16 protein-coding genes are annotated in these 21,358 nt (G+C 74.9%); 3 read left to right on the plus strand and 13 right to left on the minus strand.

All coding sequences use genetic code 11. The features are described 5' to 3' along the window. Nucleotides 1-35: 35 nt before the first annotated feature. Nucleotides 36-944, minus strand: a complete 909-nt coding sequence (gene tesB, locus ABZ234_RS12595; RefSeq protein WP_267948258.1) for an acyl-CoA thioesterase II — start codon at nt 942-944, stop codon at nt 36-38. After that, nucleotides 937-3,063 carry an ATP-dependent DNA helicase UvrD2 gene (locus ABZ234_RS12600; protein ID WP_355012064.1) on the minus strand — a complete coding sequence of 709 codons (2,127 nt, stop codon included), beginning with the start codon at nt 3,061-3,063 and terminating at the stop codon, nt 937-939. Before ABZ234_RS12600 ends, tesB begins: the two co-directional genes overlap by 8 nt. A gap of 266 nt (nt 3,064-3,329) precedes the next feature. On the opposite strand from ABZ234_RS12600, the gene ABZ234_RS12605 reads away from it, so the two are divergent. Together ABZ234_RS12605 and ABZ234_RS12610 are read left to right on the plus strand one after the other, a co-directional pair. Further along, a complete protein-coding gene (locus ABZ234_RS12605; RefSeq protein WP_267950259.1) occupies nt 3,330-3,590 on the plus strand; it encodes a mycoredoxin in 261 nt (86 codons plus the stop codon). Between the two features lie 152 nt (nt 3,591-3,742). Next, a complete protein-coding gene (locus ABZ234_RS12610; RefSeq protein ID WP_330161767.1) occupies nt 3,743-4,198 on the plus strand; it encodes an ANTAR domain-containing protein in 456 nt (151 codons plus the stop codon). A gap of 276 nt (nt 4,199-4,474) precedes the next feature. On the opposite strand, the gene nudC is transcribed toward ABZ234_RS12610, so the two are convergent. The 9 genes from nudC to ABZ234_RS12655 all read right to left on the minus strand — a co-directional run bounded on the left by nudC (nt 4,475) and on the right by ABZ234_RS12655 (nt 13,843). Then, nucleotides 4,475-5,425 (minus strand): NAD(+) diphosphatase, encoded by a 951-nt coding sequence (gene nudC, locus ABZ234_RS12615; RefSeq protein ID WP_267948255.1) that lies wholly within the window; start codon nt 5,423-5,425, stop codon nt 4,475-4,477. A gap of 134 nt (nt 5,426-5,559) precedes the next feature. Next, a complete protein-coding gene (locus ABZ234_RS12620; protein ID WP_355012065.1) occupies nt 5,560-6,942 on the minus strand; it encodes a dipeptidase in 1,383 nt (460 codons plus the stop codon). A gap of 186 nt (nt 6,943-7,128) precedes the next feature. Next, complete coding sequence (locus ABZ234_RS12625; RefSeq protein ID WP_355012066.1) at nt 7,129-8,175, minus strand: 2-aminoethylphosphonate ABC transporter substrate-binding protein; 1,047 nt, start codon at nt 8,173-8,175, stop codon at nt 7,129-7,131. 82 nt (nt 8,176-8,257) lie between these two features. Beyond that, nucleotides 8,258-9,055, minus strand: a complete 798-nt coding sequence (locus tag ABZ234_RS12630) for an ABC transporter permease subunit (protein ID WP_344180137.1) — start codon at nt 9,053-9,055, stop codon at nt 8,258-8,260. Next, nucleotides 9,042-9,977: a 2-aminoethylphosphonate ABC transporter permease subunit gene (locus tag ABZ234_RS12635; RefSeq protein ID WP_355012067.1), complete on the minus strand. Its 936-nt coding sequence runs from the start codon at nt 9,975-9,977 to the stop codon at nt 9,042-9,044. The genes ABZ234_RS12630 and ABZ234_RS12635 overlap by 14 nt, the downstream gene beginning before the upstream one ends. Beyond that, nucleotides 9,974-11,029 carry an ABC transporter ATP-binding protein gene (locus ABZ234_RS12640; RefSeq protein WP_355012068.1) on the minus strand — a complete coding sequence of 352 codons (1,056 nt, stop codon included), beginning with the start codon at nt 11,027-11,029 and terminating at the stop codon, nt 9,974-9,976. The genes ABZ234_RS12635 and ABZ234_RS12640 overlap by 4 nt, the downstream gene beginning before the upstream one ends. Before the next feature lie 3 nt (nt 11,030-11,032). Beyond that, complete coding sequence (locus tag ABZ234_RS12645) at nt 11,033-11,719, minus strand: phosphonatase-like hydrolase (RefSeq protein WP_355012069.1); 687 nt, start codon at nt 11,717-11,719, stop codon at nt 11,033-11,035. 2 nt (nt 11,720-11,721) lie between these two features. After that, on the minus strand, nt 11,722-12,837 hold the full coding sequence (locus tag ABZ234_RS12650) for a TIGR03364 family FAD-dependent oxidoreductase (protein WP_355012076.1): 1,116 nt from the start codon (nt 12,835-12,837) through the stop codon (nt 11,722-11,724). Nucleotides 12,838-13,057: 220 nt separating this feature from the next. Then, the gene (locus ABZ234_RS12655; protein ID WP_267948248.1) at nt 13,058-13,843 is read right to left on the minus strand and encodes a GntR family transcriptional regulator; all 786 of its coding nucleotides are present in this window, start codon (nt 13,841-13,843) and stop codon (nt 13,058-13,060) included. Nucleotides 13,844-14,075: 232 nt separating this feature from the next. Between ABZ234_RS12655 and ABZ234_RS12660 the strand changes: the two genes are divergently transcribed. Beyond that, nucleotides 14,076-14,624: an EF-hand domain-containing protein gene (locus tag ABZ234_RS12660; RefSeq protein WP_267948247.1), complete on the plus strand. Its 549-nt coding sequence runs from the start codon at nt 14,076-14,078 to the stop codon at nt 14,622-14,624. Between the two features lie 181 nt (nt 14,625-14,805). Here the strand turns inward: ABZ234_RS12660 and ABZ234_RS12665 are convergent, their stop codons facing one another. Both ABZ234_RS12665 and ABZ234_RS12670 read right to left on the minus strand, forming a co-directional pair. Then, entirely contained in the window at nt 14,806-18,225 is a 3,420-nt protein-coding gene (locus ABZ234_RS12665; RefSeq protein WP_355012070.1) for a UvrD-helicase domain-containing protein, read from the minus strand. Further along, nucleotides 18,218-21,346, minus strand: coding sequence for an ATP-dependent DNA helicase (locus ABZ234_RS12670; protein ID WP_344180177.1), 3,129 nt, complete (start codon nt 21,344-21,346; stop codon nt 18,218-18,220). The genes ABZ234_RS12665 and ABZ234_RS12670 overlap by 8 nt, the downstream gene beginning before the upstream one ends. Nucleotides 21,347-21,358: the final 12 nt, after the last annotated feature.

Consider the following 21,358-nt stretch of genomic DNA (forward strand, 5'->3'; position numbering starts at 1 on the left):
CGGGAGCGGGGCCCGCGCAGGGCGGTTCCGCGGTGTCAGGAACCCGGAAGCGCGTCGGACCCGCCCTCGGCGTCCACGACGCGGATCAGCCCCTCCTGGACGACGGAGCAGACGAGCCGGCCGTCGCGCGTGTACACGAGCCCCCGGGCGAGGCCCCGGGCGCCCTGCGCGCTCGGGGCCTCCTGCGCGTAGAGCAGCCACTCGTCGGCGCGGAAGGGCCGGTGGAACCACATCGCGTGGTCGAGGCTGGCCATGGAGATGCCCGCGAACGAGCGGCCGTGCCTGAGCAGGACCGTGTCCAGCAGGGTCATGTCCGAGGCGTAGGTCATCAGGCACACCTGGGTGAGGCGGTCGTCGGGCAGCTTGCCGTCCACCTTGAGCCACACCGGGTTGGTGGCGGTCCGCAGCCGCGGGTCGCGTTCGGCCTCGAAGGACAGCGGACCCACCGGGCGCAGTTCGATGGGGTGCCAGCGCACGAACCCCGGCACCTTGCCGAAGGCGGCCTGCAGGCGCTCGCGCGCGCTCGGGAGGTCCTCCGGCGGCGGCACGTCGGGCATCGGGATCTGGTGGTCGAGCCCGGGCTCCTCCTTGTGGAAGGAGGCCGACAGGGTGAATATCGGCTTTCCGTGCTGGACGGCCACCACCCTGCGCGTGGTGAACGAGCGGCCGTCGCGGACCCGGTCCACCTCGTAGACGATCGGCACCTCGGGGTCCCCGGGGCGTATGAAGTACGCGTGGAGGGAGTGCACGTGGCGCTCCGTGGGAACGGTGCGTCCCGCCGCGACCAGCGCCTGGCCCGCGACCAGTCCGCCGAAGACGCGCTGCGGTCCCTCCGCGGGGCTGCTCCCCCGGAAGATGTTCACCTCGATCTGCTCCAGGTCGAGGACGGCCAGCAGACCCTCCAGGGACTGGCCCCGCGTCTGCTCGTCGGCGCTCTCAGTCATCCGCTGCTTCCTCCCCGTTGTCACCGGCCGGGTCGCCCATGACGTCCGCCGGCTCCGCGCCCGAGACCAGCGCGAGTACCGCCTCACCGTAGCGATCGAGCTTGACGGCGCCCACCCCGGACACGGCGGAGAGCTGGGAGACGCTCGTGGGCTCCTGCTCGGCGATGGCCTGGAGGGTGGCGTCGGTGAAGACGACGTAGGCGGGGACCTTCTGCTCCTGCGCGTTGGCGCGGCGCCAGTCGCGCAACCGCTCCAGCAGGGCCTCGTCGTAGCTGGACGGGCAGTCGAGGCAGCGCCCCAGCTTGCGCTCGGCGGTCTCCCCCAGGGCGTTCCCGCACACGCGGCAGCGGGCCACGCCGCCCTTGCGGCGTTCGGCGCGCCTGGCGGACGTGGACGGCGAGGCGGGCCGGAGCCCGTTCAGGAACCGGGAGGGCTTGCGGCTCTTGCGCCCGCCGGGCGAGCGCGCCAGCGACCAGGACATCGCCAGGTGCTCGCGGGCGCGGGTGACCCCCACGTAGAACAGGCGGCGCTCCTCCTCCACCTGCTCGTCGGTCTCCGCGTAGATGATCGGCATCATGCCCTCGGTGAGGCCGACCAGGAAGACGGCGTCCCACTCCAGGCCCTTGGCCGAGTGCAGGGAGGCGAGGGTGACGCCCTCGAAGCCGGGCGCGTGCTCGGTGGCCATGCGCACCTCCAGCTCGTCCACGAGGTCGGCCATGGTGACCGCGCGGCCGTCGGGGGCGGGCTTGGCGGCCATGTCCTCCGCGAGCTGGGCGAGCGCCGCGAGCGACTCCCAGCGCTCGCGGGCCTGGCGGCCCTCGGGGGCCTGGTCGGTCAGCCCGAGTTGTCCGAGCAGCTGCCGGACCGTGTGCACCAGGGGCTCGGGGGCCTCCCCCGCGGCCTCGTGCCGGGCGCCGCGCAGGGTGTGCACGGCCTGCTTGATCTCGGGCCGCTCGAAGAACCGCTTGGTGCCGCGCACCGTGAACGGCACGCCCTCGTCGGCCAGCGCCTGCTCGTAGGCGGCCGACTGCGAGTTGGTGCGCACCAGGATCGCGATCTCGCCGGCGGGCGTCCCGTTCTCCAGGAGGACGCTGATCTTGCGGGCGACCCCGGTGGCCTCGGCGGGCTCGTCCTCGTACTCCTGGTACATGGGGTCGGGCCCGTCGGGCCGCTGCGCCTGCAGGGTCAGGTGGCCGGCCGAGGTGGTGCCGCGGGCCTGGGCGATGACGTGGTTGGCGACCCGCACCACCTGGGGCGTGGAGCGGTAGTCGCGGACCAGCCGGACCACGGTGGCGTGGGGGTAGCGCGCGGCGAACCCGGTGAGGTAGCCCGGGGTGGCGCCCGCGAACGAGTAGATGGTCTGGCTCGGGTCGCCGACCACGCACAGGTCGTCGCGGTCGCCCAGCCAGGCGTCGAGGAGGAGCTTCTGGAGCGGGTTGACGTCCTGGAACTCGTCGACGACGAAGTAGCGGTACTGGTCCCGCACGCGCTGGGCGATGGCCGGGTACTCGTTGATCATCCCGGCGGTGAGCTCGAGCATGGACTCGAAGTCGAGCAGGTTGCGCTCGCGGCACAGCGCCTCGTAGGCCTCGAAGACCCGGGCGATCTCGCCGGGGGGCATGGGGGCCTGGCGGCTCGTCTTGGCGACCGTCTTCTCGTAGTCGGTGGGCCGCACCTGGGTGACCTTGGCCCACTCGATCTCGCTGGCCAGGTCGCGCAGCCCGGTGCGGTCGGGCTGCACGCCCACGGAGTTGGCGGCGCGGGCGACCGCCTGGAGCTTGCTCTCGATCAGGGTGGGCTTCTCGCCGCCGATGACCTGCGGCCAGAAGAACGACAGCTGCCTCAGTGCGGCGGCGTGGAAGGTGCGGGCCTGCACGCGGGGGGCTCCGAGCCCGCGCAGCCGCCCGCGCATCTCACCGGCGGCGCGTGCGGTGAAGGTGACCGCGAGCACCTGCTGCTCGGAGACCACCCCGCTGGAGACCGCGTGGGCGATCCGGTGGGTGATGGCCCTGGTCTTCCCTGTTCCGGCGCCGGCCAGGATGCACACGGGGCCGCGCAGCGCACGCGCCGCCTCGGTCTGCTCCGGGTCCAGTCCCTCCAGGACGCGGTCGGGGTCCATGGTGCTCCTGCTGTGGTCGGGGCGGCTGTTCGGGTGCGGGGACGGGGATGATGTCCGGGGGCACAGTCTCTCAAGTATCGGTTGTGGCGGCGAGCGGATCGGCACTCTGCCCCGATCGAGCGGAATGACACATTCCAGAACCAGTTGGGCCTGTGAGGCGTCCCACGTTGTGTCGCACGGTCGCGGGAAGCGGGCCGGACCACTCGGTGTTGAGATGTTGGACCGGACGAAATACCAGCGATCGTAGACAGAAGGACGTGAGCGAGATGACGAGTACGGCGACCGAACAGTTCACGATGTACACCACCCCCTGGTGCGGGTACTGCAAGCGGCTCAAGAGCCAGCTCTCCCGCGAGGGGATCACCGGCGGTGAGGTGAACATCGAGGAGCACCCGGAGGCCGCCGACCTCGTCATGAAGGTCAACGGCGGCAACCAGACGGTGCCGACGCTGGTCTTCAGCGACGGGTCGGCGATGACGAACCCGTCGCTCGCTCAGGTGAAGAAGAAGCTGGCCGAGCTGTCGTAGGACGGTACGCGTGCCGCGGTCGCACCCCGGGGTGTGACCGCGTTCCGTGTCATGGGCCCCGATCGTGACCGACGACGGGACTCCTCCGACGGCGCTCGGGCGCTACCAGGGCTCGGACGAGGACGACGGGGAGTGTTGAGTTGGGGGACGACATGAGGTCTCATGACATAGCGGTCGCCGACACGGTGGACACCGGCGTGGTGCGCCGCACCCCGAACGGGTGGCGCGTGGGCAGCGGACAGGAGGTGCCCGACCTGGTGAGCGCGATGGTCCTCGCGGACCTGCTGACCGGTGAGTCGGGGACCGGCCGCCCGCGGTCGCAGGCGCCCGGCCGGGCCCCCGAGGGGGCCTCCGAGGTCGAGCGGCTGCGGCACACCATCGCGCAGCTGGAGCACGCGCTGCACTCGCGCGTGGTCGTGGAGCAGGCGATCGGGGTCCTGGCGGAGCGGCACACGATGGCGCCGCGGGAGGCGTTCGAGCGGCTGCGCTCGTCCGCCCGCTCGCGGGGACGGAAGGTGGCCGACCTGGCACGGGACGTGGTGGAGAGCAGCACGAGCCCTCTCACCTCGCTCCCCGACGAGTTGAACACCTCCCCCGGCTCCGGCTGAGGGGTCGGGGGTGTCCGGCGGCCGGAGGCGGCGGCGGTGCGCGGCGCCCCCGCGCGCGAAGGCGCGCGGGGTGCGTGCGCGACCGCCCCGCCCCGACGGCCGCGTCGCGTGACCGGCCGGCCCGGCCCCGGGGTCCCGGCCTCCCCTCCAGGGTAGGCGCCGCCCACGGGAGGCGCAGGCCCCTCCGCCCGCCTGTGGACGGCCGCCCCGCCGAGGCCGTGGAGCTGTACTCAGGCAAGGCCCCTGCGCCCGCCTGCGCACGGCCGGGCGCGCCGGTCACCAGCCCCCGGGCAGCTCCGCCCCGTACCAGTGCTCGATGAGGGTGCGGGCGATCGACACCCTGCCGGGCAGCAGGACCTCACCGGTGCGCACCGCCTCGGCCAGCTCGGAGCGGGTGAACCAGCGGGTGACGGCGATCTCGTCGTCGGTGCGCTCGGTCTCCCCGACGGCCCGCGCGGTGTAGCCCATCATCAGGCTCCGGGGGAAGGGCCACGGCTGCGAGGAGAGGTAGCGCGGCCGTTCGACCACCACGCCCGCCTCCTCGGCCACCTCCCGGACGACGGCCTGCTCCAGCGACTCCCCCGCGTCCACGAACCCGGCCAGCACGGAGAAGCGCCGGGCGTCCCAGTGGGGGTTGTTGCCGAGCAGCACCTCCTCGTCGCCGTCCCGGTCCCGGTGCACGAGCATGATCACCGCGGGGTCCATCCGGGGGTACTGCTCGGTGCCCTCCTCCTCGCACACGCGCACGTGGCCGGACGCGGCCGGGGTGGTGCGTGCCCCGCAGCGGGGGCAGAAGCGGTGGGTGGCGTTCCAGTTGGCGAGGGCGACGGCGCGGGTCAGGAGGCCCGTGTCGCGGTCGTCGAGGACCGCGCCGACCTCGCGCAGGGACGCCGGCTCCGCGACGGGGGTGGCGAGCAGCTCCCGCGGGGAGCACACGGCGAAGTAGGCGCGGTCGCCCTCGGCGCCGAGCAGGTAGCGCTCGCCCTCGGGCGCGTCGCGGGTGCCGGTGAGCACGAGTTCGCGGGTGTCCCCGGTGGTGACCAGCGCGCGGGACTGCCTGGCCATGAGCGCCTGCCAGCCGTGGCTGCCCGGGTCTCCGCCCTCCAGCACCAGGACCTGGGAGTCCGGGTCCGCCCACGCCTTGGCCAGCCACTCCTCGTCCACGCGCCTGTGTCCGGCGGCGTCGACGGTGGAGCGGGACAGTGAGGGGATCGCGTCGGCGTCCATGGGTCCTTCCAGGGGTCGGGGAGGGCCGTCCGCACGACCCCCGTATACAGGGGTAACACCCCGGGGGGCTCCGTGCATGCCCGTTCCCGGAACACACGCGGTGGCCGCGTGTGTTCCGGGGCGCGGAGGTGACCTCAGGCCCGGTTCGCGGAGCCCAGTTCCTCCCACAGGTGGGCGATGCTCTCCGCGCCCTTGAGGAGGAGGGGGATCTCCACCTTCTCGTTCGGGGCGTGGATGCGGTCCTCGTCCAGGCCGACGGCGACGAACACCAGGGGCGCGTCGAGGATGTCGGCGATGTCGGCCTCGGGGCCGCTGCCGCCCTCGCGGGTGAACAGCACCTGCGTGCCGAAGGCCCGCTCCATGGCCGAGCGCGCCGCCTTGAGCGCGGCGGAGGACAGGTCCGAGGCGCAGGCGCGGACGCCGGGGCCGCCGAACTCCAGTTCGGCCCGCAGCCCGGCGGGGGTGTTGGCCTCCACGTACGCGCGCACGCGGTCCTGGACGTGCAGCGGCTCCTGGCCCGGCACGAGCCGGAAGCTGACCTTGGCGTGCGCCGAGCGCGGCACGATGGTCTTGCCGCCCGCGCCGGTGTGCCCTCCCCACATGCCGTTGATCTCGGCGGTCGGCCGCAGCCAGATCCGCTCCAGGGTGCTGTAGCCCTTCTCCCCCCAGGTGGCGGTGGACGCGGCGGTCTCCAGCCACTCCCCCTCGTCGAAGGGCAGCCTGGCGATGAGGGCCCGCTCCTCCGGATCCGCCTCGACGACCCCGTCGTAGAACCCGGGGACCGCGACGCGGCCGTCGTCGTCGTGGAGGCCGGACAGCAGGTCGCTCATGGCCTTGAGGGGGTTGGGGACCGCCCCTCCGAAGGAGCCGCTGTGCAGGTCGCGGGCCGGGCCGTACAGGTTGATCCCGACGTCGGTGACGCCGCGCATGCCCACGCACATGGACGGGGTGTCGGCGGCCCACATGGTGGTGTCGGAGATGACGGCGACGTCGCAGGAGAGGCGGTCGCGGTTGGCTTTCATCAGGTCGGCGAAGTGGACCGAGCCGGACTCCTCCTCGCCCTCCACCAGCAGCTTGACGGTGACCGGCGGCGCGTCGGCCCCGCTGGCCGCCAGGGCGGCGCTCACGCCGAGGGCGTGGAAGAGCACCTGGCCCTTGTCGTCGGAGGCTCCGCGCGCGAACAGGGAGGTGCCGCGCAGGGTCGGGGTGAACGGGTCGGTGTCCCACTCCTCCACCGGATCGACGGGCTGGACGTCGTGGTGCCCGTAGACGAGCACGGTGGGGGCGCCGGGGTCGGCCGCGGGCCACTCCGCGAACACGGCGGGCAGGCCGGGGGTCTCCCACACCTCGACGGTGGGGAAGCCGGTCGCGGCGAGGTGGTCGGCGAGCCACCGCGCGGACCGCCGCACGTCGTCGTGGTGCGCCGGGTCCGCCGAGATCGAGGGGATCGCCAGCCACTCCCCGAGCGAGGCGAGGAACTCGTCCCTGTGGGCCTCGATGTGGGCGCGCGCGTCCATCTGCCCGTCCTTTCCTAGACGTCCTTGTCGTGAACGAGCCTAGAACCTGGACGAACCGGTCACGCCCGCCCCCGGCGGCACGGTGCGCCCGGGCGGGGGCCGGCCCCGGTCGCGCCCGCCCCCGGCGGGCGGACAGGCGCAACCGGCGCGCGGGGCCGGACGGCCCTGCGGTCCCCGCGCCCCGGTTCAGCTGCCCGTGGCCTCGCGCCAGGCGTCGAGGTACTCGGGGAGGCGGGCGTCGATGTCGTCCCAGTCGGGCTCGAAGACCTCCACGCCCTCCATCAGCTCCTCCAGCGCCTCGGCGTCCTCGCCCTCGGAGGCGACGTCGGTGCGGGCCGGGAAGCCGCCCGCGACGGGGGCCACCCTCTGCTGGGCGTCCTCGGTCAGCAGGAAGTCGATGAGGGCGCGGCCGTTGTCGGCGTTGGGGGCGCCCTCCATGAGCCCCGCGGTGTAGGGCAGGGCGAAGGTGGTGGGTTCGCCGCCCTCCCTCGACGGGAACCAGATCCCGAGGTTGGGCATGGTGCGGGACTGCGCGTAGTTCATCTGGACGTCGCCGTTGGCGACGAGGAGCTCCCCCTTGTCGACCTTCGGGCCGAGCGCCCCGGTCGAGGAGGAGGGGCCGACGTTGTTGGCCTGGAGCTCGCCGAGGTAGTCCATGGCGGGCTCCAGCCCCCCGAAGTCGTGCATCGCCTGGATCACGACCGCGGTGCCGTCCCCCGCGACGCCGGGCGTGGAGTACTGGAGGCGGCCCTCGAACTCGGGTGCGAGGAGGTCCTCCCAGGTGGTCGGCGGCTCGGACAGCTCCTTCGTGTTGTACACGAACGCGAAGTAGTTGTTGACGACGGCGGTCCACTTGCCGTCGGGGTCCTTCACGTCGACGTTCTCGGCGCCCTCGGGCTCGTACGGCTGGAGGAGGCCGAGGCCGTCGGCCTGCTGGATGAAGGGCGGCAGGGTGATCATGACGTCGGCCTGGGTGTTGGTGCTCTCGCGGTCGGCGCGCTGGACCATCTCCCCCGAGCCGCCCTCGACGTACTGGACGGTGAGGCCGGTCTCCTCCTCGAACTCGGCGAAGAGCTGGTCGAGCCACCCCGTGCCCTCCTCGTCGCGCAGGCCGTCGGCGGAGTAGACGGTGACGGTGTCGGCCGCGGCCTCGGTGGGGGCGCAGGCGGCCAGTGCGGCGGCGAGGGCGAGGGCGGACGCGGTGGCGGCGGCCGTCCGGATGCGTGTGGTCATGGCGGTGCCTCTCGGTTCGGTCGGAGCTGGAGGGACGGAAGGGGATGACGGGCCGGGGCGGCGGGGTCGGCGCCGCGCCGGGTCAGCGGAACGACGCCCGGGTGCGGACCCGGGACAGCAGGAGGAGGACGACCAGGGTGGTGGCCATCAGGACGAGGGCGGAGGCCGCGCCGGAGAAGAGGGCCCCCCGGTCGGTGGCGGCGAAGATCCGCACGGGCAGCGGCATCCAGTCCGGCGGGTAGAGCATCATGGTCGCGCTCAGCTCGCCCATGGACAGGGCGAAGCACAGGCCCGCGGCGGCGCCGAGCGCGGGCAGCAGCAGCGGCAGTCGGACCTGGAGCAGGACCCGTGCGGGCTTGGCGCCGAGGGAGGCCGCGACCTGGGAGTACACCGGGTCGAGGCGGTCGAGCGCCGCGGAGACCGACTGGTAGGCGAAGGCGGTGACCAGCACCGTGTGCGCGATGACCACGATGGCCTGGGTGCCGTTGAGCAGGATCGGCGGACGGCTGAACGCCACCAGGAGCGCCAGGCCCACCACGACCGTCGGGACCGCCACGGGCAGCATGAAGAGCGCGTCCAGGACGGCGCGGCCCCGCCGTCGCAGGGAGGTCGCGACCAGGGCCGCCCAGGTCCCGGCGGTGAGGGCCAGGAGGCTGGCCACGGCGGCGGTGACGGCGCTGACCCGCAGCGCCTCCAGGGTCCCGCCGCGGGTGACGCCCGCGAAGTTGTCGAGGGTGGGGCCGGAGGGCAGGACGCCGCTCCAGCTGGTGGAGAAGGCCGCGGCGGCGATCACGCCCAGCGGCAGCAGGAACAGCGGCAGCACCAGGGCGGCGAAGAGCCCCCACACCGTCCAGCGGGCGAAGCGGTCATGCACGAGCACGGCGGCCTCCGTCGGAGCTCAGGCGGGCGGTGGCCGCCCGGTAGACGAGGTAGAGGGAGACCGACAGGGCCGCGTTGACCGTGGCGACGACGCAGGCCGTCGTGTAGTCGGACCGGAGGATCGCCGCCTGGTACACGAGCATGGGCAGGGTGACGACGTCCTTCGCCCCCGTGAACAGGACGATCGCGAACTCGTTGAGGCACAGCACCAGGACGAGCGCCCCGCCGGCGACCAGGGCGGGCCGGGCCTCGGGCAGGATCACCTCGCGCACCACCCGCAGGGGCCTGGCGCCCAGGGACGAGGCGACCTCCAGCTGCGCGGTGTCCAGCTGGCCGAACGCGGCGAGCAGGGGCCGCATGACGAAGGGCGTGAAGTAGGTGATCTCGGCGAGGATCACGCCCCAGGGCGTGGCGAGGAACCGGAAGGGCCCGCTCTCCGCGCCGGTCAGGTCGGTCCACATCCCGTTGGCCATGCCCACGGTGCCGTAGACGAACAGGAGCGCCAGGGTGATGAGGAAGGACGGGAAGGAGAGGTAGGTGTCGATGAACCGGGCGGTGGCGCCGCTGCCGGGGAAGGGCACGAACGCCACGACGAGGGCGAGCAGGAACCCGAGCACCAGGCAGCCCGCCGTGGAGGTGACCGCCACGAACACGGTGGTGCCCAGCGCCGACCGGAACGACTCGGAGCCCAGGACGTCGGCGTGGTGGGCGAGCGTGAGCCCGCCGCCGGGAGCGGCGACGGACTCCGCCGCGACCAGGGCGAGCGGGTAGAGGAAGACCGCCGCGAGCAGTGCCACCGGGGGCACCGCCCACACCCACACGGGGAGCCGTCGCGGGGCGCGCCCCGGTACGGGGTCCGCCGGGGGCTCCGGGGCGTGTGCCGCGGGTGGCGCGTCCGCCGTCGGGGCCGGGTACGCGGTCACGACGCCTCCTCCGGGGTGAGCAGGACCGCGTCCCGCCGGGTGAAGCCGAGGGTGACCGTGCTCCCGGGCTCGGGCGGGGCGGGGGTCTCCCTCAGCTCCGCCGTGACCGGGTGGCCGCCCACGAGCGCGGTGACCCTGTGGGTGGAGCCGCGCCACTGGACGTCGGAGACCACCCCCTCCAGGGTGTGCTCGGCCTCTCCCAGGGCGACCCGGTGCGGACGCAGGCACACCCGGAGGTCGTCGCCGTCCGAGGCGCCCGGGGGCAGGTCGGCGGGATCGGCGTCGAGGACGGCGCCGAGGCAGTGCACGCGGCCCCCGGTCAGGCGGGCGGGCAGCAGGTTGGCCCCGCCGACGAACCGGGCGGTGAAGGCGGCCCGGGGACGCCCGTACAGTTCGCGGGGCGTTCCGTGCTCGCGCAGGCGTGCGCGGTCCAGCACGGCGACCCGGTCGGCGAGGGTCAGCGCCTCGCTCTGGTCGTGGGTGACGTAGAGGACCGTGACGTCGGGCAGTTCGCGGTGCAGCCGGGCGAGTTCGGCGAGCATGTCCGAGCGCAGCTGCGCGTCCAGGGCGGACAGGGGCTCGTCCAGGAGCAGCACGCGGGGGCGGATGGCCAGGGCCCGGGAGATGGCCACGCGCTGCTGCTGCCCGCCGGACAGCTCGCGGGGGTGGCGGCGTGCGTAGTCGGCCATCCCGGTCATGCCGAGGGCCTCCTCGACGCGCCCGGCGACCTCCCGGCGGGGCACGCCCTGGGCGCGCAGGCCGAAGGCGACGTTCTGGTCGACGCGCATGTGCGGGAAGAGCGCGTAGCTCTGCACCACCATGCCGACCCCGCGGGCGTACGGCGGCAGGTCGGTGATGTCGCGCCCCCCGATCAGGACGCGCCCGGAGGCGGGCCGGACGAACCCGGCCACGGCTCGCAGGGCCGTGGTCTTGCCCGAGCCGGAGGGGCCGAGCAGGGCGGTGAACCCGCCGGGGTCGACGGTCAGGTCCAGGTCGTCGAGGACCACGGTGTCCCCGTAGGCGACGCTGACGTGGTCGAAGCGGATGCCCACGGCTCAGCCCTCCCGGTCCGCGAGGAGCGCGGGCAGGTCGGCGACGCCGTCCAGGACGTGGGTGGCCCCGGCGTCGAGGAGCGTGTCCGCGTCGTGGGCTCCCGTGCGGACGCCGGCGACGACCGAGGCCCCGGCCCGCAGCCCGCTGCGGATGTCGGAGGCGGTGTCGCCGACGACGGCGACGGCGGCCACCGAGCCGACGCCCGCGCGCAGGGCGGCGGTGAGCACCATGTCGGGGTGGGGCCGTCCCCGCCCGCCCGCGTCGGCGGGGCAGAGGGTGAGGTCGGCGATGTCCTCCCATCCCAGGGCCCGGAGGATCCTGTCCTGGGTGTCACGGGCGAAGCCCGTGGTCAGTGCGGTGGTGCGGCCTTCGGCGCGGAGGCGGCGCAGGGTGTCCTCGGCCCCGGGCAGGGGCGCGCAGAGGCCCTGGTCGACGAGCCGGGCGTAGGCGCGCTCGAAGGCCCGGTTGGCCTCCTGGGCGCGCTCCTCGTCACCGCCCGTGAGGTGGCGGAAGACCGAGATCTTGGATTCGCCCATGGTGGCGCGCACGTGCTCGGCGGCCTCGGCGGTGTGCTCGGGCAGCGCGACGGCGAAGGCCCGCTCCACGAGCCCGTCGTCGGCGACGGTGGTCCCCGCCATGTCGAGGACGACGAGTTCCACGGGCGTGCGGGTTGCGGCTGTACGGTTCACGGTCACCAGTCCAGTTCGTCGGCGGTCGTCTCGGCGATGGCGGGCGAGCAGGTCATGCCGCGCCCGCCGGGCCCGGTGACCAGCCAGGCGTCGGGCCCGACGGAGGCGCGGTGCACGACCCGGGAGGGGTCGGTGCACTGGGCGTAGACGCCCGCCCAGCGGCGGCGGAACGGGGGCAGCGGGCGGCCGAGGAGGCGGCCGGCGACCTCCGCGAGGTGTTCGTAGGGGTCCTCCTCCGTGTCGAAGGAGAACGGGGCGTCGTACTCGTGGGTGTCGCCCACGGTCAGGGAGCCGTCGGCGCGCTGGACCATCAGGAGCTGCATGCGGTGGCGGTCGGCGACGGCCGCCTGGGGCTGGCCGGCGTTGAGCGCGTCCAGGGCGGGCCCCCGGTAGGCCGGGTAGTAGCGGAAGCTGTCGCCGTCGGCGACGGAGGTGGTGAGGGTCTCGCCCAGTGGCGCGGTCTGGGCCATCTGGAGGCGGACGCGGCGGACCGGCAGGTCGGGGGCGAGTTCGCGGACGAGTCCGCCGAGCCAGGCGCCGGTGCACAGGACCACGGCGTCGCCGCGGTGGATCCGGCCGCGGTCGTCGCGGACGGCGCCGGGGCCCGCGAGGTCGCGGACCTCGCACCCGGTGACGAGCGTGTAGCGGCCGCTGCGGGCGAGTTCCCCCTGGAGGGCGGCCTGGGCGGTGCGGGGCTCCACCTGGGCGTCGCTGCGGCACCAGAGGGCGCCGAGGACGTCGCCGCGCAGGGCGGGGTTGACCTCCCGGACCCGGGCGGCGTCGAGGAGCCGGTAGCCGCGCTCCTCCGCGTCGGGGGCCCCGGCCGCGGCCTCGGCGACGGCCAGCTCCTGCTCCGTGGTGGCGACCGTGAGGGAGCCGGAGGGGCGGAACCCCAGGCCGGGAACCCGTTCGGCGATCTCCTCCCACAGGACGCGTGCGCGGCGCGCGGACTCCAGTTCGGCGCCGGGAGCGCGTCCGCCGACCCAGACCAGGCCGAAGTTGCGGACGGAGGCTCCCCGGGCGGCCTCCTCGCGTTCGAGGTGGACGACCTCGTGTCCCCGGGAGACGGCCTGCCAGGCGTGCATGGTGCCGAGTACTCCGGCACCGACGATGATCACTCTCATGGTTCGAGGTTCGGGGGCGCGGATGGAGCGCACCGAGCGCGGTGGGGACCTCCCGGTGAACCGCGGTCGAACTATGGACTAGACCCGTTATCTTACCGTGACAAAAAAGGACCCTGTCGACGCCGGACGAGCGGGTCGGTGCGGGCGGTGCGGGCCGGGGCGCGCGGTCCCGGCGAGGTCGGCGCAGCGGACCGGCCGCCCCGCAGAGCACGGCTCAGGAGTCCCGGCCGTCCCCGGACAGGCGGGTGGTGAAGCTGAAGCGGTCGCCCCGGTACAGCGAGCGCACACGCTCGAAGGGCCGCCCCTCCCCGTCGCGCGACACCCGGTGGATGAGCAGCATCGGCAGCGCCGGGGGGGTTCCCACCAGGAGCGCCTCACGCGGTGCCGCCAGCACCGTCTCCAACCGCTCGTCCGCGTCGGCGAACGCGATGCCCAGCCTCTCCCGCAGGTAGCCGTAGAACGTCGAGTCCGGATCGAACTCGACGTCCAGGCGGGGGGCGCGGGACACCGCGATGTAGGTGGACTCCAGGCCCACCCGCTCGTCGTCGGCCAGCAGCACCCGCTCCATGTGCCAGACCGGTTCGCCGACCGCCAGGCGGAGCTCCTCCGCGAGCCGGGGCGGGCACGGCCAGCTGCGCAGGTCGATCAGGGACCGCCCCGGCCTCCGGCCCTGGCGGCGCACGCCCTCGGTGTAGCTGGCCAGGGACAGCGGCTGCTCCAGCTTGGGGCCCGCGGCCACGGTGCCGCGCCCGAGACGGCGCAGCCTGCCCTCCAGCAGCAGGTCGCGCAGGGCCTGCCGGACCGTCTCCCGGGCCGCGCCGAAGCGCTCGGCCAGCTCCCGCTCGGTGGGCAGCGCCTGCCCCTCGGCCAGCTCGGACACCAGCTCCGTCAGCAGTATCCGCACCGCGTAGTACTTGGGGACCCGCCCGTGCTCGGGCACGCCCGCGCGCACCGGTGCACTGCTGTCCTGGGGGATTCCTGGGCTCGACACGCGGGACATTGTCCCGCACGCCGGTGAACGCCCCGGCAACGCCGGGGGACGTTCACGGACGTACCCGCACCGGGCCCCGGGGCCCGGAAGGCAAGGGGCGGGCGCGCCGGGCCCCGGGCGCGCGGCGCACCGGCGCCCCCGGCGGCGGAGGGGCGCGGACCGGCGGCGGAACCTTTCCGGGCGCGGGAGACTCAGAGGAGCACGGGGCGGGAAGCGCCCGCCCCACGACGAGAGGACGCACGTGAGCACCACCCCCGCCGAGGCGACCGCCGTGAGGTTCAGCCACCTCTTCGACGCCCTCGACTCCGACCACGACAGCTCCGTGACCTGGGCGGACTACGAGCGCCTGGTCGAACGCTACATCGAGGGCTACGGCCTGGACCGGCAGGAGCGCAAGGCCCAGGCCGTCCACGCGTCCTACCAGATGCTCTGGTTGGAGCTGCTGCGCCACTCGGGCGCCGACGCCGCGCGCCTGGACCGGGAGCGGTTCGTCCGGGCCATGCACGCCGCCGCCGAGGACCGGAGCCGGTTCAACATGACGGAGGGCGTGGCCGAGGCCGTCTTCGACCTCCTCGACACCGACGGCGACGACCGCGTCAGCGCTGCCGAGTTCCTCCACTACGCGAAGGTCCTCGGGGCGGAGGCGGCGGACGCCGCGGACCGGTTCGCCGTCCTCGACCCCAACGGTGACGGGTTCATCAACCGCGAGGAGTTCGTCCTGTCGTCCCGCGAGTACCTCTTCGGCGACGACACGCGCTCGCCGGGCGGGTTCGTCTTCGGCGTGGTCTGAGGACCGCCGCGGCCCCGGACCGGGCGCGGGGCGCCGCCGCCCGGTCCTCCCCCGCACGCGGGGGCCGGCCGCCGTTCACGGTGCGCGGTACCGAACGGTTCGGTCCTCCCGCCCCCAGGGGCCGCCGGCCCGCCGAACCGGAGCTGCGCGCCCGGATCCGCGGGGGCCGGCCGCCCCGGTGTCAGCCCGGTTCGGGGACGGCGGAGATCAGCGCCGCCAGGCCGTCGGCGTCGAGCAGGTCGGCGGGGCGCACCGTCCTCCCCGCGAGCACGTAGTGGAACGCGGCCCGCACCTCCTCCGGTCCCACCCCCGCCAGGTCGGCCCAGGCCAGCCGGTAGGCGGCCAGCTGCACGCCCACGGCGCGGCGCTCCGCGTCGTTGCCGGGCGGGCGCCCCGTCTTCCAGTCCACCACGTCGTAGCGGCCCGAGCCGGGGTCGTGGAACACCGCGTCCATGCGCCCGCGGATGAGCCGGTCGCCGATCACCGTCTCGAACGGCACCTCCACCTCGACGGGAACGCGGGACCCCCACTCGCTCTCCTCGAAGCGGCGCTGGAGCTCGGCCAGGTCCTCGTCCTCCCCCGCGGTCTCGTCCGCCGCGCCCGGCAGCTCGTCCAGCAGGGTCGCCCGCTGCCCGAACCTCTGCTCCAGCCACGCGTGGAAGGCCGTCCCGCGCCTGGTGTGCGGTGCGGGCGGGCGCGGCAGCGGGCGGCGGATCTGCCGCGCCAGCGCCGAGGGGTCCCTGGCCAGCCACACCATGGACGACACCGACAGGTGGTCGGGCAGTTCCACCTGCACGGGACCGCCGCCCGGCCCAGCGCCCTCGGCGCGGCGGTGCGCCAGCAGCAGCTCGGTGTCGCGCTCCCACCCGTGGAGGCGGCGGCGCAGACCCGCGGGCGGCTCCTGCCCCCCGGGACCGGCCTCCCCGGCGAGCAGGCGCGCGCGGGCGCGTTCGACCAGGGCCGCCCCCTCCCGGATCTCCGCGCGGCGGTCGGCGGCCCCGGCTGCGGGCCCGTCCCCGCCCGGGGGGTCGCCCTCCTCCGGCGGCCACACGGCGGAGCTCTCCTCGTCGTCGTGGGGGTTGGTCTCGTCCTCCCCCGGCGGCGGGGCCCACCCGACGACGGTCCCGGCGCCGTTCTCGCACGCCTCCCGGACCTCCTCCAGGAACACCGACGGCCCGCGCGGGGTGGACCCGGTGCGGCCCCACCAGTGGCCGGTGCACACCAGGGCGAACGAGGCGCGGGTGACGGCGACGTAGGCCAGGCGGCGCTCCTCCATGAGGTGGCGGTCGTGCTCGGCCCGGCGGAAGTCGGCGATGGCCTCCTTGTCGACCCCGGCGAGCCGGGGCAGGCTGTCGCGGTCGCCGCGCAGCGGGTAGGGCAGCAGGTGGTCGGCGCGCGCCCAGGCGAGGGGGTCGCGGGCCTTGGCCGGGAACAGCGGGGACCCCTTGCCGGCGCTGATCCCCGGCACGACCACGACCGGCCACTGCAGGCCCTTGGCGCCGTGCATGGTCATGAGCTTGACGCTGTCGGAGCCGCCGACCCGCTCCCCGGGCGCGAGCCCGCTCTCGTTCTCCTCGGCGGCGTTGAGGTAGCCGAGGAAGCTGCCCAGGGTGGGGTCCTCGCTGTTGCCGACGAAGCGGACGGCGTGGTCCACGAACGCGTCCAGGTCGGCGCGCGCCGACAGCGGGTCGCGGCCGGTGCGGGAGCCCACCTCGATGTCCAGGCCGAGCATCCGCTCGACCTCGGTGACCAGGTCGGGGACCGGCTGGCCGACGAGCTTGCGCAGGCCCCGCAGCTCCTCGGCCAGGCGTCCCAGGCGCTCGTAGGCCGTGTCGGAGTAGTTCTCGGCGGCGCCGGGGTCGTCCACGGCGTCCACGAGGCTGCCGCTCCCGGCGGTCAGGTCCAGGACGGTGCGGCGCAGGAGGTCGTCGTCCGCCCCCGGCCCGTCCTCGCCCGGGTCGGGCGAGGTCACGTCGCGCCGGGTGTGGCGGGCCAGCTCGGTGGCGCGGGCGCCCAGCGCGGCCAGGTCCCGGGGGCCCAGGCGCCAGCGCGGGCCGGTGAGCAGACGGGCGAGCTCGTTCCCGGCGGAGGCGTCGTGGACCACGCGCAGGGTGGCGATGATGTCGCGGACCTCGGGCACCATCATGAGCCCGCCCAGTCCGACGACCTCCACCGGGATGCCGCGCGCCTCCAGCGCCTCGCGCAGCGGCGGGAACTGGGACCGCTTGCGGCACAGCACCGCGACGTCGCCGGGGCCGATGCCGCCGTCCTCGGCCACGCCCGACTCGCCCTCGGGCCAGGGCAGGGAGTCGGGGGCGGTCCGGGCTCCGCCGGGCTGGTCGGGATCGGCGTGGACCAGGCGGTGCACCTGGTCGGCGATCCAGGCGGCCTCCTCGGTCTCGGTGGGGAACAGCGCCGTCAGTGCGGTTCCCCGGCCGCGCCGGGCGGGTCCGGGGTGCAGGACGGGGACGTCGCGGGCCTCGGCGCGCAGCTCCTCGGAGACGCGCTCGGCCACCCGCAGGACGCGCTCGCCGTTGCGGAAGCTGGTGGACAGGCGGCGCACGGACGCCGGCCGGCCGGGGGCCGCCGGGAAGTCGGTGGGGAACCGGGTGAGGTTGGCGGCGATGGCGCCGCGCCAGCCGTAGATGGACTGGCAGGGGTCGCCGACCGCCGTCACCGGGTGTCCGTCGCCGAAGAGGGAGCGCAGCAGGACCAGCTGGGCGTGGCTGGTGTCCTGGTACTCGTCGAGGAGGACCACCCGGTACCTTCCGCGCTCGATGAGCCCGACCTCGGGGTGGTGCTCCGCGATGCGGGCGGCCAGCGCCATCTGGTCGCCGAAGTCCATGGCCTCGCGCGCGTGCTTGGCGTGGTTGTAGCGGTCCACCAGCGGCAGGAGCTGTTCGCGCCGGCGCTGGGCGGCGACCAGGTCCCGGGTCTCCTTGGTGGCCTTGCGGGTCATGCCGTCCACGCCCGCCTGGATCCACCGGCCGATGCCGCGCACCCGGTCGGTGGTGGTGAGGTGGTCGGCGATCTCGCCGGACAGGTGCAGGACCCGCTGGGTGACGGTGTCCGCCCCCACGGTCACCAGGTCCATGGGCCCGTCGTACTCTCCGACGACCCTGGCGGCGATCTGCCAGGACTGGCCCTCGCTGAGCAGCCTGGACGTGGGTTCGACGGCCTCGCGCAGGGCGTGGTCGGAGACGATGCGCCCGGCGTACGCGTTGTAGGTGGACACGGTGGGCTCGCCGTCGAGCAGCTCCTCGGGGAACTGCTCGGTGGCGCGCAGCTGCTCCAGCCTCCTGCGCACCCGCTCCGCCAGCTCCGCGGTGGCCTTGCGGGTGAAGGTCAGGCCGAGGATCTGCTCGGGCCGCACGTGGCCGTTGGCGACCAGCCACACCACGCGCGAGGCCATGGTCTCGCTCTTGCCCGACCCGGCGCCGGCGATCACCACGCCCGGTTCCAGCGGCGCGGAGATGACCTGCGACTGCTCCGCGGTGGGCTCGGGCTGTCCGAGGAGGCGGGAGAGTTCGGCGGGGCCGAGGCGGGGAGGGGGCGGGGGGTCGGGCGGGGTCGCGGGGGAAAGGGGATGGGGTTCAGACATGTCGGCCCTCGTCCTGCACCGGGCAGCAGGCGCGCACGGCGCACGCGTTGCAGCCCTTGTTGCGAATGGCGGTGAACCGCGAGCCGCCCATGCCGCCGGCGACGTCGAACACCAGGTCCTGGGCCCAACGGGGGTCGGGGTCCTCCCCGAGCGGCGGCTGCGGCTGTTCACGCGCCTTGTTGGTCAGCGCGGCCCCGCCCACCTGGACGAGCGAGGCCCCGCCGGGCTCGGCCAGGCCGAGCTCGGCGAACGCGCCCTTGAGCACGGCCATCTGGTAGACGCCGAGCTGGGGGTGGCGTGCCAGGTCCTCGGCCTTGGTCCGGCCGGTCTTGATGTCCACGACCACGGCGCGGCCCCGGCCGTCGCGTTCGAGGCGGTCCACGCGGCCGGTGATCTCGATGCCGCCGACCTCGACCTTGAACCCCTCCTCGGTGACCACCAGCTCGCGGTCGTTGGACGCGTCCCAGGAGATGAGCTTGCGGACCATCTCGTCGGCGCGCTCGCGCTGCTGGGCCGCCTGCCAGGGGCCGCCGAAGTCCAGGTCGGCCCAGATCTCGTCCATCCGCCCGCTGATCTCGTCGGCGCCGCTGCCCTGGGCGACCAGGACGGCGACGGCGTGCACGACGGTGCCCAGCGCGGACGCGGAGTCGCCGGAGGAGGCCCCGGCTGCGCGTTCGAGGAGCCAGCGCAGCTGGCAGTCGGTGAAGCTCTCCACCTGCGACGGCGAGACGCGGATCGTGTCGTCCTCCCCGGCCAGGGGCCGGTCGTCGCTGAAGGGGGTGAGCGCGTACCACTCCGACGGGTCGGCCCCGCGCACCCCCTCCTCGGCGAGGCGGGCCAGGTGGTCGGCGGCGGCCGTCCGGAGGGGGTCGGGCGCGGAGGGGTCGGTGACCACGGAGCGCAGGTCGGCGACGAGCGCGGGCAGGGACAGCCAGCGGCGGCCCGTGCCGACGGGCTCGGGTTCGCCCAGGCCCATCTCGTTGAGGAAGCGGGAGGGGCGCTCGTCGGCCCCCTCCCCGTCCACGGCGGTCACGACGAGGGTCCGGCGGGCTCGGGTGAGGGCCACGTAGAACAGGCGGCGCTCCTCGTCCATGAGCTTGGAGGCCATGGCGGCGCCCGAGGAGTCGGCGGCGTGCACCTCGGCGTCGACCAGCTCCTCCACGCCGAGCAGGGATCCGCGCAGGCGCAGGTCGGGCCAGGCGCCCTCCTGGACGCCGGCGACCACGACCAGGCCCCACTCCAGCCCCTTGGAGCGGTGGGCGGTGAGGATGCGCACGGCCTCGCCCTCGGGGGCGCGTTCGGCCAGGCTGTCCCCGGGGATCTCCTGCGCGGCGAGGTCCTCCAGGAAGCCGGCGGGGCTGCCGGGGGGCAGCCGGTCGCAGTAGCGGGCGGCGCTCTCGAACAGGGCCACCACGGCGTCGAGGTCCCGGTCGGCCGCCGCGCCGCGGCGGCCTCCGGCCAGGCTCGCGCGGAGCAGCCGTTCGGCGAGCCCGCTGTCACGCCACAGCTCCCAGAGGACCTGTTCGGCGTCGGACCCCTTGGCGGTCAGCTCGCGCACGGTCCTCAGGGCCCGGGCCACGCGCTCGGCCGGCGCGGCGATGTCGGGGTCGACCAGGGCGAGGTCGGCGGGGTCGCGCAGGACGTCCACGAGCAGGCGCGCGGCGGGCCGGTAGGACCCGTCGCCCTCGTGCGCGCGGTCCAGGTCCAGGCGGCGCAGCGCCCGGACGAGCCTGCGCAGCCGCACGGTGTCGGCCTCGCCGAAGGGGCCGGTGAGGAGCTCGCGGGCGGAGTCGTCGTCGAGCAGGTCCGGGGACAGGCCGTAGCGGATGAGGGCGAGGAGGGGCCGCACGAGCGGTTCCGCGGCCACGGGGAGGTCGTCGGCGCCGACCGCGACGGGGACCGACGCGGCGGTCAGCGCGCGCCGCAGGACGGGCAGCTGGCGGGTGGAGGAGCGCACGAGCACGGCCATGTCCGACCAGGGGACGCCGTCCACCAGGTGGGCGCGGCGGAGGGTGTCGGCGATGACGGCCGCCTCCTGGGTCGGGCTCTCGGCGGCCATCACGCGGACCTCGCCGTCGGGCACGCCGGGCGCCGGGACCAGGTTCCGGTGCTCGTTGACGTGGCCGCGCGCGGACGCGACCGCCGGCAGGCGCCGGGTCAGGGCGCGGGAGGCGGCCAGCAGTGCGGCCCCGCCGCGGCGGGAGGTGCGCAGGGCCACCACGGGCGCCTCGGCCCGCCCGGCGGTCCTGAAGCGGCGCGGGAAGTCGAGGATGTTGTGGACCTCGGCGCCCCGGAAGGCGTAGACGGACTGGTCCGGGTCGCCGACCGCGACGAGGTCGCGGCCGTCCCCCGCCAGGGCCCGCAGGAGCGCCTCCTGGGCGGGGTCGGTGTCCTGGTACTCGTCCACGAACACCACCTCGCGGGCGGAGCGCTCGCGTTCCTGGATCGCGGGGTCGGAGAGCATGTTCGCGGCGACCCTGACCAGTTCGGCGTAGTTGAGGGTGGGCACGGGCGCGATGTCGAACCGGCCCGTGTAGCGGTCGAGGAAGCCCGCGGCGGCCACCCAGTCGTCGCGTCCGCGCTCACGTCCGAGGCGTTCCAGCTCGGCGGGGCCCAGGCCCCGCTCCTGCGCGCGCATGAGGAAGTCGCGCAGCTCCTCGGCGAACCCCCGCGTCTCCAGCGCGGGGCGCAGGCGCTCCGGCCACTCCGCCGCTCCGTCCCCCGCCTCCCCCGCCAGCAGCTCGCGGACCTCCATCAGCTGCTCGGGGCCGGACAGCAGGCGCGGCGGCAGGTCGCCCACGCGCTGGAACTCGCGCCGGATCAGCGCGTAGGCGTAGCTGTGGAAGGTCAGGGCCAGCGGTTCGCGGGTGGTGCGGCGCAGCCGCGCGGTGATGCGCTCCCTCAGCTCCTGGGCGGCCTTGCGGCTGAAGGTGAGCACGAGGATGCGCGAGGGGTCGACGCCGCGGTTGTCGATGCGGTCGACGACGGCCTCGACGATCGTGGTGGTCTTGCCCGTCCCCGGCCCGGCCAGGACCAGGAGGGGGCCGCCCGCGTGGTCGACCACGCGCTGCTGGTTCTCGTCCAGCACCGGCGGCGGCTGCACCTGGTTGGCGCGCCGCACGAGTCGGTACGG

The organism is Nocardiopsis sp. NPDC006198 (genome assembly GCF_040613895.1).
Lineage (GTDB): Bacteria > Actinomycetota > Actinomycetes > Streptosporangiales > Streptosporangiaceae > Nocardiopsis > Nocardiopsis tropica.

What these genes read in the sequence shown, in the direction of transcription:
- tesB (WP_267948258.1), bottom strand. Translation starts at nt 944, where the DNA reads ATGACTGAGAGCGCCGACGAGCAGACGCGGGGCCAGTCCCTGGAGGGT.
- ABZ234_RS12600 (WP_355012064.1), bottom strand. Translation starts at nt 3,063, where the DNA reads ATGGACCCCGACCGCGTCCTGGAGGGACTGGACCCGGAGCAGACCGAG.
- ABZ234_RS12605 (WP_267950259.1), top strand. Translation starts at nt 3,330, where the DNA reads ATGACGAGTACGGCGACCGAACAGTTCACGATGTACACCACCCCCTGG.
- ABZ234_RS12610 (WP_330161767.1), top strand. Translation starts at nt 3,743, where the DNA reads ATGAGGTCTCATGACATAGCGGTCGCCGACACGGTGGACACCGGCGTG.
- nudC (WP_267948255.1), bottom strand. Translation starts at nt 5,425, where the DNA reads ATGGACGCCGACGCGATCCCCTCACTGTCCCGCTCCACCGTCGACGCC.
- ABZ234_RS12620 (WP_355012065.1), bottom strand. Translation starts at nt 6,942, where the DNA reads ATGGACGCGCGCGCCCACATCGAGGCCCACAGGGACGAGTTCCTCGCC.
- ABZ234_RS12625 (WP_355012066.1), bottom strand. Translation starts at nt 8,175, where the DNA reads ATGACCACACGCATCCGGACGGCCGCCGCCACCGCGTCCGCCCTCGCC.
- ABZ234_RS12655 (WP_267948248.1), bottom strand. Translation starts at nt 13,843, where the DNA reads ATGTCCCGCGTGTCGAGCCCAGGAATCCCCCAGGACAGCAGTGCACCG.
- ABZ234_RS12665 (WP_355012070.1), bottom strand. Translation starts at nt 18,225, where the DNA reads ATGTCTGAACCCCATCCCCTTTCCCCCGCGACCCCGCCCGACCCCCCG.